Raw genomic sequence first — 17,703 nt, forward strand, 5'->3', positions numbered from 1 at the left:
CACCTCAGCCGCCGCCCTCCGGCGGAGCCGGCCGCACCGCGTCCGTGAGGTCCAGCGTCGCCTCCGCTCCCCCGTCCCGGGGGTTGGCGAAGGTCAGCCGGGCGCCCAGCACCCGGGCCTGCCCCTGGGCGATCGTCAGGCCCAGGCCGAGGCCCGCCCCCGAACCCGTGCGGAAGCGCTGCGGGCCGCCGGCGAGCAGGTGCCCGGGGAAGCCGGGCCCGTGGTCGCGGACCCGTATGACGCCCCCGTCGACCTCGGCGACGACCGGCTCCGCGCCGTGCCGGAAGGCGTTGGTGACGAGGTTGGCCAGTATCCGCTCGACCCGCCGGGCGTCCGTCTCCACCAGGCAGTCGCCGGTGATCCGCACCTCCGCCGTCTCCTGCCCGTCGCCGGCCGCCGCCCGCACCGCCCGCCGGGTCAGCTCGCCCAGCGCCCGCACGTCCGTCTCGGCGCGCTCGTTCGCGCCGTCGAGGCGGGCCACCTCCAGGACGTCCTCCACCAGCGACCGCACCCGCTGCGCGCGTTCGCGGACCATCTCGGCGGGGCGGCCCGGCGGCAGCAGCTCGGCGGCCGCGACCAGCCCGGCGACGGGGGTGCGCAGTTCGTGGGCGATGTTGGCGGTGACCTCGCGCTCGGCCTGGATGCGGGCGGCGAGGGCGTCGGCCATCGTGTTGACGGCGTGGGTCAGCCGGGCGATCTCGTCCTTGCCGCCGCGCGGCCGCAGCCGGGCGACGAGGTCGCCGCCGGCGATGCGCTCGGCGGTGCGCGCGGAGGCGTTGAGGCGGCGGCCGGCCACGGTGGCCAGGCCCACCCCGACGATGCCGGCGAGCGCGGTGCCCACGCCACCGGCCAGCCAGAGGTCCTCGTCGAGGCCCTGGAGGTTGCGGGTCTGGCGCAGGTAGGAGTGCTTGAGCACGACGATGTCGTCGCGGACCTTCGTCGCCGCCCACAGGACGGGCTCGGGGCCGGAGCGGTCCAGGTAGGTGGCGCGCTTGCCCTGCTCGACGGCCCGGCGCAGGGGCGCGGGCAGGCGGTAGGGGTTGAGGATCACGCGCGGCCGGTCGACGCCGGCGGCGTGGTCCTCGGCAGCCGAGACCAGGCGCTGGTCGAGGGTCTCGCGCGCGGTCTCGAGCTGGTTGACGGCGGTGCGGTGGTGGACGACGAGGCCGATGAGGACGGCGACCAGTGCGGCGGTGGCGGTGATCGCCACCCCGATCTTCGTGCGCAGTCCCATGGGCCCGTCTTCTCCTCGGCTGCGGCGCTGCTAGCGCTGGGGGACGAAGAGCCGCAGGTCGCGCAGCTCGTCGTGCTGCTCGGGCGGGAGCCCGTCGGCCACGATCGCGGCCCGGCCGTAGTAGGCGGAACGGTCCTGCCGGACCAGGCCGCTGAGCGTGACACGGGCCCGGTAGGGGGTGTCGCGGCAGGCGGGCAGGCACCAGTTGCCGGACACCTCGCCGGTGGCCTCGGCGGTCGGCCCGCCCCAGGTGCGCCAGCGCAGGCCGGTCAGCCGGACGGAGTCGCCGATCTCGAAGGACGCCGGGCGGCGCAGCGGCGGCCTGCCGGGGCCTTCGGCGACCTGGACCGGACCGGCCGTGGGGCCGGCGGTCTGGGCGGGGCCGGCGACCTTGAGCCCGCCCGGGTCGGCGCAGCCGCACAGCAGCCCGTTCAGCAGGCCGGCGGTCAGGGCCACGGCGCCGAGTGCCGCGTTCAGTGGTCGCACGGGGTTCCTCATGCTGTCGGGACGCGGGACGGACGGGATGTGACGAGCTGACCGGGTGTGACGGGCCGGCGGGGCGGGCGGGCTGAACGAAGGGGACAGGAGGGACAGGAGGGACGGGAGAAACAGGTCGGACGGGGCGGTGCGGGCCTAGCAGACCCCGAGCGGCTCGTGGGGCCATTCGTGCCAAATGTAACCGGCGTGGCTGGTTCGCCGCCCGTGCCCTTGACCAATTCCCTTCGTCGGCTCGTAGGATCTGCGCGCTCACGTGGTCCGGTCCAGCCAGTCGCTCCCGCGTCACGGTGGAGGTCACCCATGCACATCGCCCGTCGTACGCTCCTCGGCGCCCTCGCCGGCTCCGCCGCACTCGGGACCGCGGGCGTGTCCGCCGCCGGGGCCGCGGCGGCCCCGGCGGGCGCCGCCGCCGCACTGGCCCGGCTGCTGCCCCGGCACCACGGGCAGGTCACCTTCCGTACCGTTCCCCGCCGGGGCGGCCGGGACGCCTTCCGGGTGTCGGGAGAGGCCGGCCGGATCACCGTCGAGGGCACCACCCCGGCCGTCCAGCTCACCGGCTTCCACTGGTACCTGCGGCACGTCGCGCACGCCCACTTCTCCTGGAGCGGCACCCAGACCGGCCGCCTCCCCGACCGCCTCCCCGCCGTGCGCACCCCGCTGGCCAGGACCTCCAACGCCGTCCACCGCTTCGCGCTCAACGACACCAACGACGGCTACACCGGCCCGTACCACGGCTGGGACTACTGGGAACGCGAGATCGACGTCCTGGCCCTGCACGGCTTCAACGAAGTGCTCGTCTACGCCGGGGCCGACGCCGTCTACCACCGCACCTTTATCGAACACGGTTACAGCGACGCCGAAGTCCGCCGGTGGGTTCCCGGCCCCGCCCACCAGCCGTGGTGGCTGCTGCAGAACATGGCCTCCTACGGCGGGCCCGTCTCCCGCGAGCTCCTCGACCGCCGCACCGACCTCGCGCGCAGGATCGTGCGCCGGCTGCGCGAGCTGGGCATGACGCCCGTCCTGCCCGGCTACTACGGCACCGTGCCGCCCGGATTCCCGGAGCGCAACAAGGGCGCCCGCGTCATTCCCCAGGGCGACTGGGGCGGCTTCCCCCGCCCCGACTGGCTCGACCCGCGCACCCCCCACTTCGCCGCCGTCGCCCGCACCTTCTACCGCGTACAGCAGGAGCTCTACGGCGCGAGTCCGATGTACAAGATGGACCTGCTGCACGAGGGCGGGAACCCCGGCGACGTGCCCGTCGGCGACGCCGCCCGCGCCGTCGAGAAGGCGCTGCGCACCGCCCACCCCGGCGCGACCTGGGCCATCCTGGGCTGGCAGGAGAACCCCAAGCGGGCCATCATCGACGCCGTCGACCGCTCGAGGATGCTCATCCTCGACGGCGTCTCCGACCACTACCCCAAGGTCACCGACCGCGAGGCGGACTGGGCCGGCACGCCGTACGCCTTCGGCACGATCTGGAACTTCGGCGGCCACACCGCCCTGGGCGCCAACGCCCCCGACTGGGCGCGGCTGTACGACCGCTGGAGAACCAAGCCGGGCAGCGCCCTGCGCGGCATCGCCCTCATGCCCGAGGCCGCCGACAACAACCCCGCCGCCCTCGCGCTCTTCTCCGACCTGGCGTGGACGGACGGGCCGGTCGACCTCGGGGACTGGTTCGGGCGCTGGCCCGCCCAGCGCTACGGCGCCGCGGACGCGAACGCCGTGCGCGCCTGGGACGTGCTGCGCCGCACCGCGTACGGCACCTCGCGGTCCGACGGCTGGAGCGAGCAGGCCGACGGCCTCTTCGGCGCCCGCCCGGACCTGGCCGTCAATCGCGCCGCCGCCTGGTCGCCGCGGAAACTGCGCTACGACGCGGCGGAGTTCGACAAGGCGCTGCCCGCGCTCCTGGCGGTAGCCCCCGCGCTGCGCGACAGCTCCGCCTACCGCTACGACCTGCTGGACGTCGCCCGGCAGTGCGTGGCCAACCGCAGCCGGCTGCTGCTGCCGCGCCTCAAGGCGGCGTACGACGCCAAGGACCGCGAGCGCTTCGGCGAGCTGGCGGACCAGTGGCTGGACTGGATGGCCCTGCTCGAGCAGGTGGTGGCCACCGACGAGCGGCACCTGCTGGGCCGCTGGCTCGCCGACGCCCGCGCCTGGGGCTCCACCGCCGGAGAACGCGACCGGCTGCAGGCCGACGCGCTCTCCCTGCTGACGGTCTGGGGCCCGCGAGCCGCCGCCGACGGCGGCAAGCTGCACGACTACGCCAACCGCGAGTGGTCCGGGCTGGTCGGCGGCCTCTACCGGCTGCGCTGGAAGACGTACTTCACGGCGCTGGACGAGGCCCTGGCCGACGGCCGGGTGCCCCGGCCGGTCGACTGGTACGCGCTGGAGGACCGCTGGACCCGGCAGCCGCCGGCCGTACGGACGCGGCCGGCCGGGGACATCGTGCGGATCGCCCGGACGGTGGCGTCCCGGCTGTAGATCCTGGACGCAACTCCAGGCTGTAGGTCCTGGGCGCAGGTACAGGCTGCAGGTCCTGGGGGCGCAGACGCGGAACGCCGGACGGGCCGTGGCCCGTCCGGCGTTCGCACTCGAGCCGGGACCCCTAGGAGGCCGCGGCCTTCTTCTTCGGCGTGCTGACGCCGCCCTCCCCGCCCGCGAGCTTCCACTCACGGTGGTAGAGGTCCAGCGGGATGCGCCGCTCGAAGAGCGGCGTACCGAAGATCTTCAGGTGCGCCGACAGCGCGCCCGTGAGATCCACGCCGCCGTACGCGGCCCACTTGCCGGAAGCGGAGGCCTTGCCGTCGCTGGAGGCGCTGGCAGTGGCCTCGCCCTCGGCCCGCAGGTACGGGGCGAGGTCGGCGCTCACGCCCACCGCGCCGTACAGGCCGACGGACGCCTCGGCGCCCAGCGCCGCCTTGACCTTGCCGGAGGCGGACGCCGTGGCGCGCACCGGGCTCACCTCGGTGTTCGCCTTGCTGATGCCCGACCAGCCCTTGCCCCAGCTGTAGGCGCCGCCGACCCGGAAGTCGCCCTTCATCTCCTGCTTGACGTCGACGCTGAGCTTGCCCTCCGCGTCGACCTGCAGGTAGCAGGTGAGATCGAGGTTGACGACGACCGGCACCGGGCCGACCTGGATGACCGGGTCGGCGTGCAGCTTGGCGAACGGCATCCGCAGCGGCTTGTCACCGGTGGTGGCGGCCGCCTGGCCCTTGAGCTCCCACGCCGAGGACCAGTCGCCGTTCAGGGCCAGCGACGCGGTGCCGGGGCCGCCGGTGGAGCCGGTGCCCTTGCCGTCGTAGGAGAAGTCGACCTCGGGAGCCAGCTGGACGAAGCCCGCGGCCGAGGCCTCCGCCGAGACCGGCGAGCCCGGGGGCGTGGGCAGCGACGCGCCGATGTCCAGCCGGAGGTTGCCCAGGGGCACCTTGGCGCCCTTGGGACCGGCGTGGATGCCGTCGGGCTTGGTCCAGGAGACCTGGACGCCCTTCATCAGCGGCACGACCTTGACGGACGAGGGGTCGACGGGGACCTTGCCCTTCGCCTCGGAGTCGCCGAGCAGCGCGTCGAGCGTGGCCGGGGCCGTGTTGACCTCGGTGCCCTTGTCCGTCGTGCCCGTCACCTTGGTGACCTTGGCCAGCACGCCGTGGGGAGCGCCGGGCGCGGGAGCGCTGGCGATGACGTCGCCCACGGCGACGCCGTCCTTCGACGACTGCGACGGCTTGGGCGCCACGCCCTTGGCCGGCTCCTTCGGGGCGGAGCCGCCGGTGGCGATGACGGCCTTGCCGCTCTTCTGGTCGAACGAGGCGACCTTCAGCGACGACTTGGCCGCCTTGACGCCCGTCCCCTTGGCGGAGTGGGCCACCGCGCTCGGGGCGCCCGCCCCGGCGGGTGCGGCCGCGACGGCGAGCCGCGGCTCCGTGGCCGCGGCGGTGGCGGCGACCGGCTCGGCGTCGGCGGCCTTACCGGAGGCGTTGGAGGATCCGCCCGACGAGCAGGCGGTGACGGCCATCAGGGACACGGCGGTCAGTGCAGGTAAAAAGGCATACCTGGTGGTTCTGCGCAAAGTTGAGTCCTTGGGTGCGTGAGGTGGGGGCGGTCCAGGGGGAGTTGACACCCGGGACCGCATCACACGGCATCGAGATACTCGCGGTAGCGATTCGCATGATCGTGTCATGGGACGACATGTCCGCAGAACCGTTTCGCCGGAGCTAAACGATGATCTGGATCACATGACGGACCCTCACGCGTCAGCGTCACGTCATCGTCGCGTCAGCGCCCCCTGGCACTGTTGAGCACGTCAAGGAGAGGTACTCGAAGCGGCCCAACGAGGTCCGGAAGCTCTTCCGGTCGGGGTGATCGCACCACCCCTCGCAGGTTCGAATCCTGCCCTCTCCGCGGAACGGTGGACGACGGAGGGCGGCCCGCACGGCGGGCCGCCCTCCGTCGCGCCGGCCGCGTGCCGGATCTTGGTCGTTGACGCGGGCGGACGGCGCGGGTCTAATGAGGAACGTGGCGCGTGGCGTCGGCCAAAGAGCAGTGGGCCGGCTGGCGACCGGGCGGCCACCGTATTCCCAGGGACCACATCATGAGTGACGCGTAACAGGCTTCGCCTGACGCGGGCGCGTTTCGAGCGCCCCTTCCCCTTTTTTTCCGGTCCCGAGGACCCCGGCGCCGCCGTACGACCGGCCGCCACCGGACCCGGGCCCGTTCACCCATCGCCCCGGGGCGCACCGCCCCGGCCGTTCCCGCGCCCCGGGCCGTTCCCGCGCGCCGCGGAACCGCGTTCTTCTGGAGATCCCACCCGCATGTCTTCCTTCAACCAGTCCGTCATCGAGGAGTTCCGGGCCAACTCGGGCAAGGTCGGCGGCCCCTTCGAGGGCGGCGACCTGCTGCTGCTCACCACCACCGGCGCGAAGTCCGGCGAACCGCGCACCACCCCGCTCGGCTATGTGCGCGAGGGCGGCCTGCTGATGGTCGTCGGATCGAACCTCGGCTCGCCCCGGCACCCCGACTGGTACCGCAACCTGCTGGCCGACCCGCGCGTCGTCGTGGAGACCGGCACCGAGGAGTACGAGGCCGTCGCCGTGCCGGCCGAGGGCGCCCGGCGCGACGAGCTGTTCGCGCACGTGGTGAGCGCGGAGCCGGGATACGGCGCGTACCAGGAGAGCACCGCCCGCGTCCTGCCGGTCGTGGTCCTGGAGCGCTCCGGGCCCGAGGTCCTTCCCCCGGTGAGGAACCTCGCCGACAAGCTCATGGAGGTCCACGTCTGGCTCCGCGGGCAGCTGACGCACGTACGCGCCGAGGTCGACGCCCACTTCGCCGCGCGCGCCGCGCACCGGGGTCCCGGCGAGCCGCCGGCGCCGGGGCTCGGCATGCAGATCCGCCAGCACTGCCTGGCGTTCTGCCGGACGCTGGAGTTCCACCACACGAGCGAGGACCGGCACCTGTTCCCCGGCATCGAGGCGTGGCACCCGCACCTCGCCGACGCCTTCGAACGGCTCCGCGCCGAGCACCGCACGGTCGCCCGTCTGCAGGAGGAACTGGCCGCCCTGCTGGCCGGCATCGCCGGCGCCGACCCGGTGCGCTTCCGCGCCGAGCTGGAGCGGATGTCCACCGAGCTGACCGCCCACCTCGACTTCGAGGAGGAGACGCTCCTGCCGGTGCTCGCCGCGATCCCCTTCCCGCCGGTCCCGCCGGCCGCGCAGTCCGCCTGAGCGGAGCGGGTGGGGGCAGGGCCGGCCGGGGCGGGCCTACGAGGCGGTCTTGCCCGTGGTCCGCCCCCGCTCGCGCGGGACCCCGGCGCCCTCGGCGGCGGCCTTCTCACGCCCGGCGCCCCGCCAGGCGAGCGCGACGGTGACGGAGGTGGCGAGGGCGAGGGCCGCCGCGGCGAGGTAGACCGTGTCCAGGCCCTCGCCCGACAGGGGCTGGGCGGCGACGGGCGAGAGGAACTGGCCCAGGAACATGGCGGCCGTGATCCCGCTGAGGGTGCGGCCGCGCACCTCGGCCGGCGTCCGGGCCACCAGCCAGGTGTTCAAGTGCGGGACGAGCAGGCCCACTCCGGTGCCGATCAGGGCCAGGCCGGCCAGGACGACGGGCACGCCGGGGGCGAAGCCGATCAGCGCGGCGCCCGCGCCCAGGACGGCCAGGACGACCGCGGTCAGGGCCGCCTCGCGCCGGCCGCGGGCGATGCGGCCGTAGTTGGCGGAGACCGTCGCCTGGACCGCGCTCATCGAGGCGAGGATCAGACCGCTGCCGACCGCCCCGACGCCCGCCAGGTCGGCCAGGTGGAAGGGCAGCTGGGTGGGAACCGTGTAGAAGACGACCTGGCCCACGAAGGCCAGGGCGAAGATGGCGAGGGCGGCCCCCGGCAGCGCCCGGCCGCCCGCGGCCGGCGCCCGCCGGGCCGGGACGCCGTCCCCGGCCGGCTCCTTGATCACCAGCGCGACCAGGGCGGCCAGCGGCAGCGCCAGCAGGTAGACCGCGAAGGGCCCCCGCCAGTCGACGCCGGCCAGCAGCCCGCCGAGCGACAGGAACGCCACGCCGCCCAGCCCCATCGCCCCGGCCTGCAGGCCGAGCACCCGGGAGCGCTCGGGGCCGGAGTACAGGTCGGCCACCAGCGCGGTGGCCGCCGTCATCACGCCGGCCACGGCGAGGCCGAGCAGCACCCGTCCGGCCAGGATGGCGTAGACGTCGCTCAGCACCAGGCCCGAGCCGCCCGCCAGCCCGTAGAGCACCACCGAGGCGACGAGGACGGGCTTGCGGCCCGCCCGGTCCACCAGGAGACCGGCCACGGGCGCGCCCACCGCGATCGCCAGGGCGGGCACGGTGAGCACCATGCGGACCAGGAACGTGATGTCGCCGACGTCCGCGAAGTGCCGCCGCATGGCGGGCAGCGCGGGCGCGATCGTCGCGCCGGCCATCACCGTCAGCATGCTCACCAGCAGGAGCGTGACCAGGACCGGCCGGGCCGGGGCGGCCGGTGCTCCGGGGTGGGGGCGGTCGGTCATCGTGCGCTCCGTCCTTGGGGGTTGGCACGCGCAGTGGACCTCCGCCGGCTCGAGCGCCGCTGGAGCGTCCACGGGGTCCGCTGGGGCGCCCCGCTGCCCGAGGCGGCTTCTAGCAGTGCTCGAGCATCCGGCCGCAGCCTCGACGGCGTAAGTCCCGGTGTGCAGAGGCGAAAGGACAGAACAGCGATGTTCTCTACAAACGCGGGCCAGATATGACCCGGCGCGTGGTGATTACCGGAATCGGCGTGCGCGCCCCCGGCGGGAACGGAACAAAGGCGTTCTGGGACCTGCTGTCGAACGGCCGTACCGCCACACGGAACATCTCCTTCTTCGACGCATCGCAGTTCCGGTCCCGGATCGCCGGCGAGGTCGACTTCGATGCGGTCGCCGAGGGATTCAGCCCGCGCGAGATCCGTCGCATGGACCGGGCGACCCAGTTCGCCGTGGCCTGCACCCGCGACGCGCTCGCGGACAGCGGGCTGGACCTGGGCTCCGTCGACCCGCACCGGGTCGGCGTCAGCCTGGGCAGCGCCGTCGCCTCGGCGACGAGCCTGGAGAACGAGTACCTGGTGATGTCGGACGCGGGCAAGAACTGGGAGGTCGACCCCTCCTACCTGTCGCCGCACATGTTCGACTACCTCAGCCCCGGCGTCATGCCGGCCGAGGTGGCCTGGGAGGTCGGCGCCGAGGGCCCCGTGACGATGGTGTCCGACGGCTGCACCTCCGGCCTGGACTCCGTCGGCTACGCCGTGCAGCTGATCCGCGAGGGCACGGTCGACACCGTCGTCGCCGGCGCCGCGGACACCCCCGTCTCGCCGATCGTGGTCGCCTGCTTCGACGCGATCAAGGCGACGACGACGCGCAACGACGACCCCGCGCACGCCTCCCGCCCCTTCGACGGCACCCGCAACGGGTTCGTCCTCGCCGAGGGCGCGGCCATGTTCGTGCTCGAGGAGTACGAGGCCGCCAAGAAGCGCGGCGCGCACATCTACGCCGAGGTCGGCGGCTACGCCACCCGCTGCAACGCGCACCACATGACCGGTCTGCGCAAGGACGGCCGCGAGATGGCCGAGGCGATCCGGGTGTCCCTCGACGAGGCCCGCCTCGACGGCACCACGATCGACTACATCAACGCGCACGGCTCCGGCACCAAGCAGAACGACCGGCACGAGACGGCCGCGTTCAAGCGCAGCCTGGGCGAGCACGCCTACAACGTGCCGGTGAGCTCCATCAAGTCGATGGTGGGCCACTCGCTGGGCGCCATCGGTTCCGTCGAGATCGCCGCCTCGCTGCTGGCGATCGAGCACAACGTCGTGCCGCCGACGGCCAACCTGCACACCCCCGACCCCGAGTGCGACCTGGACTACGTGCCGCTGACCGCGCGCGAGCAGCGCGTCGACACGGTCCTCACGGTGGGCAGCGGGTTCGGCGGTTTCCAGAGCGCGATGGTCCTGCACCGCCCGGAGGTGGCTTCCGTATGAGCACCGTCATCACTGGCATCGGCGCGGTCACTCCCAACGGCCTGGGCGCCGAGGAGTTCTGGAAGGCCACCCTGGCCGGCCAGAACGCCGTCAAGGAGCTGACCGGGTTCGACGTGTCGAAGTACCCCTCCCGGCTGGCCGGGCAGATCACGGACTACGAGGCCAAGGCCCACCTGCCCAGCCGGCTGCTGCCGCAGACCGACGTCTCCACGCGCTACGCCCTGACGGCGGCCGCGTGGGCGCTCGAGAACGCGGGCGTCACCGAGGAGACGCTGCCCGACTACGACATGGGCACGGTCACCTCCAACGCCCTGGGCGGCTTCGAGTTCACCCACCAGGAGTTCAACAAGCTCTGGTCCAAGGGCTCGGAGTTCGTCAGCGTCTACGAGTCGTTCGCCTGGTTCTACGCCGTCAACACCGGCCAGATCTCCATCCGCCACAAGCTGCGCGGCCCCAGCGCGGCGCTGGTGGGCGAGCAGGCGGGCGGCCTGGACGCCATCGGCCACGCCCGGCGCACCGTGCGGCGCGGCACCAAGCTGGTGGTCTCCGGCGGCGTCGACGCGGCGTTCGACCCGTGGGGCTGGGCCTCGCAGCTGGCGGGCGGCCTGGTCAGCACGGCCACCGACCCGAAGGCCGCGTACCTGCCGTTCGACGAGCGGGCCGCGGGCTACGTGCCCGGCGAGGGCGGGGCGATCCTCATCGCCGAGGACTCCGCCTCCGCGCTCGAGCGCGGCGCGCCGCAGATCTACGGCGAGATCGCCGGCTACGCCTCGACGTTCGACCCCAAGCCCGGCTCCGGCCGTGCGCCGGGCCTGCGCCGGGCCGCCGAGCTCGCCCTCGCCGACGCGGGCCTCGAGCCCTCCGACATCGACGTGGTGTTCGCCGACGCCGCCGGTCTGCCGGACAAGGACCGGGAGGAGGCGGAGGCGCTGCGCGCGGTCTTCGGCGTGCGCGGGGTGGCGGTGACCGCTCCCAAGGCGCTGACCGGCCGCATGTACGCCGGCGGCGGCCCCGCCGACCTGGTGGCGGCGCTGCTGTCGATCCGTGACGGCGTCATCCCCGCCAGCGGCCACTCCTCCCGGATCCCCGAGGAGTACGGCATCGACCTGGTGGTCGGCGAGCCGCGCACCAAGCCCGTCGGGGCCGCGCTGGTGCTGGCCCGCGGCCGCTGGGGCTTCAACTCCGCGGTCGTCGTGACCCGGCACAGCAACTGACATCCACGCACTTCCACAGGAGAAACCCCCATGGCACAGCTCGGCATCGACGACCTGCGGCGCATCCTGATCGCCTGCGCGGGTGAGGACGACAGCATCGACCTCACCGGCGACATCCTCGACATCAGCTTCGAGGAGCTCGGCTACGACTCCCTCGCCCTGATGGAGAGCACCGCCCGGATCAAGCAGGAGTACGGCATCGACCTCTCCGACGACGCCATCGGCGACGTGGAGACGCCCCGCGCCCTCCTCGAGCTGGTGAACGCCACCGAGGTTCCCGCCGCCTGATCCGCCGGCCGGCGACCCACGGGGCCCGCATCCCACCCGGCGGTGGGATGCGGGCCCCTGCCCATCCGCGCCGGGCAGGCGCACCGATCGAGCCGAGGAGAACCTTCATGGAACGACCCGTGATCCACCGCACCGAGCACACCCTCGTCGTCTCCGCACCCGCCCGGGTGCTCTACGACCTGGTCTCCGACGTCACGCTGTGGCCGGCCGTGTTCGGGCCGAGCGTGCACGTCCGCCACCTCGAGCGCACCGAGCGCGCCGAGGTGTTCGAGATCTGGGCCCAGGTCAACGGCAAGGTCGCCAACTGGACCTCGCGGCGGGTCCTGGACCCCGAGCGGCTGTACGTGAGCTTCCGGCAGCAGCGCAGCTTCCCGCCCGTCACCTCGATGGGCGGCGGCTGGCTCTTCCGCTCCCTGCCCGACGGCCGCACCGAGGTCGTGCTGCGCCACCGCTTCAGCGTGGAGGGCGACGACCCGCAGGCCGTGCGGAACCTGCTGGCGGCGCTGGACCGCAACAGCGGCGAGGAGCTGGCGGCCCTGGCCCGGGTGGCGGAGCTCGGCCACCCGGTCGAGGACATCGTGTTCTCCTTCACCGACATCGTCCCGCTGGAGGGCGGCTCCGAGGCGGCGTACGACTTCGTCAACCGCGCCGACCTGTGGGCCGAGCGGCTCCCGCACGTCAGCAGCGTGGTGCTGACCGAGGACGTTCCCGGGGTGCAGGACCTGCGGATGGAGACCCTGACCGCGGACGGCTCGACGCACACCACCCGCTCGACCCGCATCTGCCAGGCTCCGTCGTGGATCGCCTACAAGCAGAGCATCCTGCCGAAGCTGCTGACCGGCCACAGCGGTCTGTGGACCTTCACCGACGGCCCGGACGGCCCCCTGGCCACGGCCCGCCACACGGTGGCCCTCAACCCGGCGACCGTCACCGAGGTCCTGGGCGAGCAGGCGACCCTCGACGACGCGCGGACCTTCATCCGCGAGGCCCTGGGCCGCAACAGCCTGGCGACGATGACCCACGCGGCCGCGTACGCCAAGGAGAACGGCGGCGTGAGCGCCTAGGCGCCGCGCACGTCCCTCCCCCACGACGACGCCGGCTCCCGTACCCGCGAGGGTCCGTGAGCCGGCGTCGTCGTGCCGCGAGGGGGACCGGCCGCACACGCGTGACGCCCGCCCTCCCTCCCGGGGGAACGGGAGACGGGGCGGGCGGGAGCGCGGAGCGCGGGCCGGTCAGTAGTTGCCCAGGCCGCCACAGACGTTGAGGGCCTGCGCGGTGACGGCGGCCGCGTCGTCGCTGACCAGGTACTCGACCATGGCGGCGACCTCGCGGGTCTCCACGTAGCGGCCCAGCGGCACCCGGGTGGTGATGCGGTCGTGGGCCTCCTGCTCGCTGACGCCCCAGATGCCCGAGTAGTGCCCGCGCACCCGCTCGGCCATCGGCGTCTCGACGAAGCCGGGGCAGACGGCGTTCACGGTGATGCCGGTGCGGGCCAGCTCCAGGCCGAGGGCCTTGCTGAAGCCGACGACGCCGTGCTTGGACGCCGAGTAGGGGGCGGCGTGGACGACGCCCTGCTTGCCACCGGTGGAGGCGATGCTGATGATGCGGCCGCGCTTCTTCTCGAGCATGCCGCCGGCGTTCAGCACCTCCTTGGTCATCAGGAAGACGCTGTTGAGGTTGGTGTTGATCACGTCGAACCACAGCTCGTCCGCGATCTCGTTGGTGGCGCCGCCGCCGCTGCGACCGGCGTTGTTGATCAGGATGTCGACCGGGCCGAAGCGGTCCACCGCCGACTGCACGAACGCCTTGATCTGCGCCGGGTCCGCGACGTCGCAGGTCGTCCCGTCCACCTCGTGGCCGGCGTCGGTCAGCTCCTTGATCGTGGCGGCCAGCTGGTCCTCCTGGCGCGCGCACATGTAGACGCGGGCGCCGAGCCCGGCGAGCCGGCGGGCGATCTCGAGGCCGATCCCGCTGGTCGCGCCCGTGACGAGGGCGACCGGCTTGACTTCCTGTGCCATGTGCTTCTCCCGAATAGCTGCGGTGGCAGGTCTGCGCCGAGCCTGTCGGGGATCCCTCGCGTCGCGCTGGAACGCCCCTGGAAGGGAGCTTGCGGCCCTCCGCCGCCGCCCCGACGGTTCTCAAGGGCGATTCGAGGCGGGGCCGCGATTCTTGCGGAACCCGTCAGTCACACCGCAAAGGACCGAGATGACCGCGACGACCGTCAGCAGCGACCTCTACGCGCAGGTGCAGCACTTCTACGCGCGCCAGATGCAGGCCCTGGACAACGGGCGGATCGAGGAGTACGCCGCCACCTTCACCAAGGACGGCAGCTTCCAGCACTCCCCCGGCATCGACCCCGTGGTCGGCCGGGACAACATCCTCGCCGAGCTGCGCTCCTTCCTGAAGAAGTACGACGACGACCCCACCCAGCGCCGCCACTACTTCAACCAGATGGTCCTCGACCCCCAGGAGGACGGCAGCCTGCGCTCCACCGTCTACGCCCTGATCGTGCGGGTGCGCCCGAACGAGCAGCCGGAGGTCTGGCCGAGCACCGTGGTGCACGACGTCATCGACCTGACGGACGGCGAGATCCTGCTGCGCTCCCGCTCCGTCAGCTACGACCAGCTGGTCTGAGCCGATGAAGGCGTCGCCGACCCCGGAACGGCTCCTGGCCCACGCCGACGCCGCGCTGCGCAGCGCCATGGCGGCCGCGGCGGACCGTACGCCGCCCCGCCTGGCCAAGGCGGCGGCCGGTGCCGCCTATCTGGATCTGTGGGTGTGCGAGCGGCTGCTGCGCGCCGACGGGGGAAGCAGATCCGCCAGCGCCCGCTTCCTCGTGCCGCGCCTGCTGATGGAGGGCGTCGACGGGCTGACCGTGCTGCTGGGCACCGAGCTGCACCGGGCCACCCGGCCCAGCGCCGAGTACCGGCGCCGGGCCCGCCTGCTGGGTGAGGCGATGTGGCACCCCGACCACGAGGAACGCCTGATGGGGGTGGTGGAGCGGCTGTCCCTGCCGCTGTACGGCGACGACCGGCTCTCGCGCCCCATGACGTCCGTGCGCCCGGCGGCCCTGCCCACGGCCCTGCACCGGATGCTGGACGACCTGGAGCGCGAGCGCCGGCAGCTGATCGACGACTGCGCCCTGTCCGAGGACAGCGCGACGGCGCGGGACTGGGCGCGGGCGGACCGCTACGCGCTGCTGACCGCGGCCGCCGCGTGCGTCGACGACTGGGAGCGCCGCAAGGGGTACCGGCAGCACCGGTTCGCGGACCTGACCCGTCTGGTGGGGGCGCTGTCCCGGCTGGCGGTGCGCCTGGACCGGGAGCCCGCGGGGCCGGACGCCGAGCTCAGCGGGGCCCTGTTCGACGAGGCGGACCTGTACTGCCGCACGTCGTCGGTCGTGGTGCGGACCGCGCGCTCGGCCGCCCGCCAGCTCGTCGGCGTGTGATCCTCCCCCTCCCGGCCGGAAAGGTCCCCAGATGCCCGCAGTAGAGCTCGTGCACGCCGACGGCCCGGGCGGCGCCTGGGCCGCCGCGGTGTCCGCGGCCGTGCGCGAAGGCCGGACCGTGGTCCTGCACTGCCTGGTCGGGGAGTGGAGCGCGCCCGACAGCCCGGAGCTGGCCCTGCTGCTGGGCCGTGAGCACCGCCGCTACGCCTCCACGCGGCACGCCGCCTGCAGGGACCGGTTCGTGGCCTCCCGGCGGCTGATCAAGTACGCGGCGTCGGCGGCGCTCGGCGTCTCCCCCTGGACGCTGGAGCTGGCGATCAGCCCGGGCGGCCGCAAGTACCTCCGGGGCTGCGGCTGGCTCGGGCTGAGCCTGAGCCACACCGGCAACCTGCTGGTGCTGGCGCTGAGCGCGACCGGTCGCGTGGGCGCCGACAGCGAGGCGCTCAGCCGGTCGATGTGCAACCCGGCGCTGGTGCGCCGGGTGTGCACCGACGCGGAGATGGCGGCCCTGGCCGCCCTGCCGGCGGGCGAGCGGGGCCGGGCGATGCTGCGGCTGTGGACCCTGAAGGAGGCCTACACCAAGGCCATCGGCGTCGGCATGCGGCTGCCCTTCCGCGAGTTCGGCTTCGCGGTCGACGGCGACAAGGCCGTACTGCACGACACCGAGGGGGTGCCGGCCCATCCGGTGGAGTGGGATTTCACCACGCACTGGATCGACGCCGACGACTCGTATGTCGTGAGTACGGCCCAGACCCGGTCACCCGGGCATCCGCTCGCCGCCTAGCCCGCGGCCCGGCTCACGTTCCTACGCGGTGAGCAACGCGTGGGTCGGGGCGGGAACTTCGAGCCGCTCGTCGTTGGCGAGCACGGCCTGGTGCAGGCGCTGCAGCCGCGGGGACGGCTCCACGCCGAGCTCCTCGACCAGGGCCCGGCGCAGCGACTGGAAGGCGTCCAGCGCCCGCCAGGGGTGGCCTGCCCGGTAGAGGGCGGTCATCAGCTGGGCGCACAGCGCCTCGTGCATGGGCTGCTGGGCGACCAGCATGCGCAGCTCGCCGATGAGTTCGGCGTGCCGGCCGAGCTGGAGGTCGGCCTCGATGCGCAGTTCGAGGGCGCGGGTGCGCTCCTCCTGCATGCCGATGATCTCCATGCCGAGCACCTCGCCGACCGGTACGTCGACGAGCGCGGGGCCCCGCCACAGCTCCAGGGCCCGGCCGAGCTCGGCGGTGGCGGTGGCGGGGTCGTTCTCCCCCATGGCGCGGCTGCCGCGCCGGACGAGCTGCTGGAACTCCAGCAGGTCGCAGGAGTACTCCATCGGATTGAGCTGGTACCCGCCGTAGCAGGTCGCCAGGATGTCCTTGGCCGTACGGCCGTCCTCCCTCGGCCCCGCCTCGCTGATCTTCCGGCGGAGCTGGAGGATGTAGGTCTGCAGTGTGGTGGCGGCGCTGCGCGGAATGGCGTCGCCCCACACTTCGGTCATCAAGGTTTCCACCGCGACGACCCGGCCCGCGCGAATGGCGAGCAGAGCGAGAATCTGTCGGGGCTTCCCTGCGGTCGGCACAATCGAGGTGCCGTTCACCCGTGCCGCGATCGGTCCCAGAACTTCGATTTGCATGACTGGAGCATCGCAGCCACGTTTCGGCTTCAACCAGTGCATGGGGCATGAGTGGGTGTGAAAATCTCACACCCGGTCCTTATCAGTCCTTGATGGTGCAGATCACGGCGCCGGACGATACCGATGCCCCGACCTCCGCCGCCAGGTCCTTGACCGTGCCGCTGCGGTGGGCGTTGAGCGGCTGCTCCATCTTCATGGCCTCGAGGACGATGATCAGTTCGCCCTCCTGGACCTCCTGCCCGTCCTCCACGGCCACCTTGACGATGGTGCCCTGCATCGGCGAGGTCAATGCGTCGCCGGAGACAACCGGTCCGGATTTTCTGGCCGCCCGCCGCTGCTTGGGCCTGGGGGCGGCGGGACCGGAGGCGACGGCGCCGAGGGAGGCGGGGAGCGTGACCTCGAGGCGTTTGCCGCCGACCTCGACGACGACGGTTTCGCGGCCGGGGGTCTCTTCGTCCTCGTCGGGGGTGGTGCCGGTGAAGGGGGTGATGGTGTTGTCGAACTCGGTCTCGATCCAGCGGGTGTGGATGCGGAACGGGTCGGCGGTGAACGCGGGATCGGTGACCACGGCCTGGTGGAAGGGGATGGCGGTGGCCATGCCCTCGACCTGGAACTCCGCCAGCGCGCGTGCCGCCCGCTGCAGCGCCTGCTCACGCGTGGCACCGGTGACGATCAGCTTGGCCAGCAGCGAGTCCCACGCCGGACCGATCACACTCCCGGACTCCACACCCGCGTCCAGACGCACACCCGGGCCGGTGGGAGGCGTGAAACGGGTGACGGTGCCCGGGGCGGGCAGGAAGTTACGGCCCGGGTCCTCGCCGTTGATACGGAACTCGAACGAGTGCCCGCGGACGGGGGGGTCGGTGTAGCCGAGTTCCTCGCCGTCGGCGATGCGGAACATCTCCCTCACCAGGTCGATGC

Annotated in this window: 16 protein-coding genes and 1 tRNA gene; 10 read left to right on the forward strand and 7 right to left on the reverse strand. The window is 73.2% G+C overall.

The genetic code is table 11. From position 1 onward, the window contains the following. Positions 1-4 precede the first annotated feature (4 nt). Positions 5-1,234, reverse strand: coding sequence for a sensor histidine kinase (locus tag IE295_RS27950; protein WP_190066548.1), 1,230 nt, complete (start codon positions 1,232-1,234; stop codon positions 5-7). Between the two features lie 30 nt (positions 1,235-1,264). Further along, on the reverse strand, positions 1,265-1,720 hold the full coding sequence (locus IE295_RS27955; protein ID WP_190066549.1) for a hypothetical protein: 456 nt from the start codon (positions 1,718-1,720) through the stop codon (positions 1,265-1,267). Positions 1,721-2,032: 312 nt separating this feature from the next. Between IE295_RS27955 and IE295_RS27960 the strand changes: the two genes are divergently transcribed. Further along, positions 2,033-4,213, forward strand: a complete 2,181-nt coding sequence (locus IE295_RS27960; protein WP_190066550.1) for an alpha-N-acetylglucosaminidase — start codon at positions 2,033-2,035, stop codon at positions 4,211-4,213. 124 nt (positions 4,214-4,337) lie between these two features. On the opposite strand, the gene IE295_RS27965 is transcribed toward IE295_RS27960, so the two are convergent. Next, positions 4,338-5,741: a hypothetical protein gene (locus IE295_RS27965; RefSeq protein WP_224323394.1), complete on the reverse strand. Its 1,404-nt coding sequence runs from the start codon at positions 5,739-5,741 to the stop codon at positions 4,338-4,340. 292 nt (positions 5,742-6,033) lie between these two features. Between IE295_RS27965 and IE295_RS27970 the strand changes: the two genes are divergently transcribed. Together IE295_RS27970 and IE295_RS27975 are read left to right on the forward strand one after the other, a co-directional pair. Next, positions 6,034-6,127: transfer RNA gene (locus IE295_RS27970), tRNA-OTHER, on the forward strand. Between the two features lie 410 nt (positions 6,128-6,537). Then, entirely contained in the window at positions 6,538-7,446 is a 909-nt protein-coding gene (locus tag IE295_RS27975; protein ID WP_190066552.1) for a nitroreductase/quinone reductase family protein, read from the forward strand. Positions 7,447-7,482: 36 nt separating this feature from the next. Here IE295_RS27975 and IE295_RS27980 read toward each other — a convergent pair whose 3' ends face one another. Continuing rightward, complete coding sequence (locus IE295_RS27980; RefSeq protein WP_190066553.1) at positions 7,483-8,739, reverse strand: MFS transporter; 1,257 nt, start codon at positions 8,737-8,739, stop codon at positions 7,483-7,485. A 212-nt stretch (positions 8,740-8,951) separates the two neighbouring features. Here IE295_RS27980 and IE295_RS27985 point away from each other — a divergent pair, with 212 nt between their 5' ends. From IE295_RS27985 to IE295_RS28000, 4 genes are all read left to right on the forward strand, one after another. Further along, positions 8,952-10,220 carry a beta-ketoacyl-[acyl-carrier-protein] synthase family protein gene (locus tag IE295_RS27985; RefSeq protein ID WP_190066554.1) on the forward strand — a complete coding sequence of 423 codons (1,269 nt, stop codon included), beginning with the start codon at positions 8,952-8,954 and terminating at the stop codon, positions 10,218-10,220. Then, a complete protein-coding gene (locus IE295_RS27990) occupies positions 10,217-11,434 on the forward strand; it encodes a ketosynthase chain-length factor (RefSeq protein ID WP_190066555.1) in 1,218 nt (405 codons plus the stop codon). Before IE295_RS27985 ends, IE295_RS27990 begins: the two co-directional genes overlap by 4 nt. A gap of 30 nt (positions 11,435-11,464) precedes the next feature. Continuing rightward, positions 11,465-11,722 (forward strand): acyl carrier protein, encoded by a 258-nt coding sequence (locus tag IE295_RS27995; RefSeq protein ID WP_190066556.1) that lies wholly within the window; start codon positions 11,465-11,467, stop codon positions 11,720-11,722. Between the two features lie 107 nt (positions 11,723-11,829). Further along, entirely contained in the window at positions 11,830-12,786 is a 957-nt protein-coding gene (locus tag IE295_RS28000; protein ID WP_190066557.1) for an aromatase/cyclase, read from the forward strand. 168 nt (positions 12,787-12,954) lie between these two features. On the opposite strand, the gene IE295_RS28005 is transcribed toward IE295_RS28000, so the two are convergent. Next, positions 12,955-13,740: a 3-oxoacyl-ACP reductase gene (locus IE295_RS28005; RefSeq protein WP_190066558.1), complete on the reverse strand. Its 786-nt coding sequence runs from the start codon at positions 13,738-13,740 to the stop codon at positions 12,955-12,957. Between the two features lie 187 nt (positions 13,741-13,927). On the opposite strand from IE295_RS28005, the gene IE295_RS28010 reads away from it, so the two are divergent. Genes IE295_RS28010 through IE295_RS28020 form a run of 3 tightly spaced genes read left to right on the forward strand, consistent with a single transcriptional unit; the run spans position 13,928 to position 15,954 of the window. After that, positions 13,928-14,356 carry a nuclear transport factor 2 family protein gene (locus IE295_RS28010; RefSeq protein WP_190066559.1) on the forward strand — a complete coding sequence of 143 codons (429 nt, stop codon included), beginning with the start codon at positions 13,928-13,930 and terminating at the stop codon, positions 14,354-14,356. A 4-nt stretch (positions 14,357-14,360) separates the two neighbouring features. Then, complete coding sequence (locus IE295_RS28015; protein ID WP_190066560.1) at positions 14,361-15,170, forward strand: hypothetical protein; 810 nt, start codon at positions 14,361-14,363, stop codon at positions 15,168-15,170. A gap of 31 nt (positions 15,171-15,201) precedes the next feature. Next, the gene (locus IE295_RS28020) at positions 15,202-15,954 is read left to right on the forward strand and encodes a 4'-phosphopantetheinyl transferase family protein (protein WP_190066561.1); all 753 of its coding nucleotides are present in this window, start codon (positions 15,202-15,204) and stop codon (positions 15,952-15,954) included. Between the two features lie 21 nt (positions 15,955-15,975). Here the strand turns inward: IE295_RS28020 and IE295_RS28025 are convergent, their stop codons facing one another. Both IE295_RS28025 and IE295_RS28030 read right to left on the reverse strand, forming a co-directional pair. Then, positions 15,976-16,782, reverse strand: a complete 807-nt coding sequence (locus IE295_RS28025) for an AfsR/SARP family transcriptional regulator (protein WP_190066562.1) — start codon at positions 16,780-16,782, stop codon at positions 15,976-15,978. Positions 16,783-16,864: 82 nt separating this feature from the next. Then, the coding region (locus IE295_RS28030; protein WP_190066563.1) for a biotin/lipoyl-containing protein at positions 16,865-17,703 on the reverse strand (839 nt) is incomplete at its 5' end.

Source organism: Streptomyces griseocarneus (genome assembly GCF_014655595.1).
Lineage (GTDB): Bacteria > Actinomycetota > Actinomycetes > Streptomycetales > Streptomycetaceae > Streptomyces > Streptomyces griseocarneus.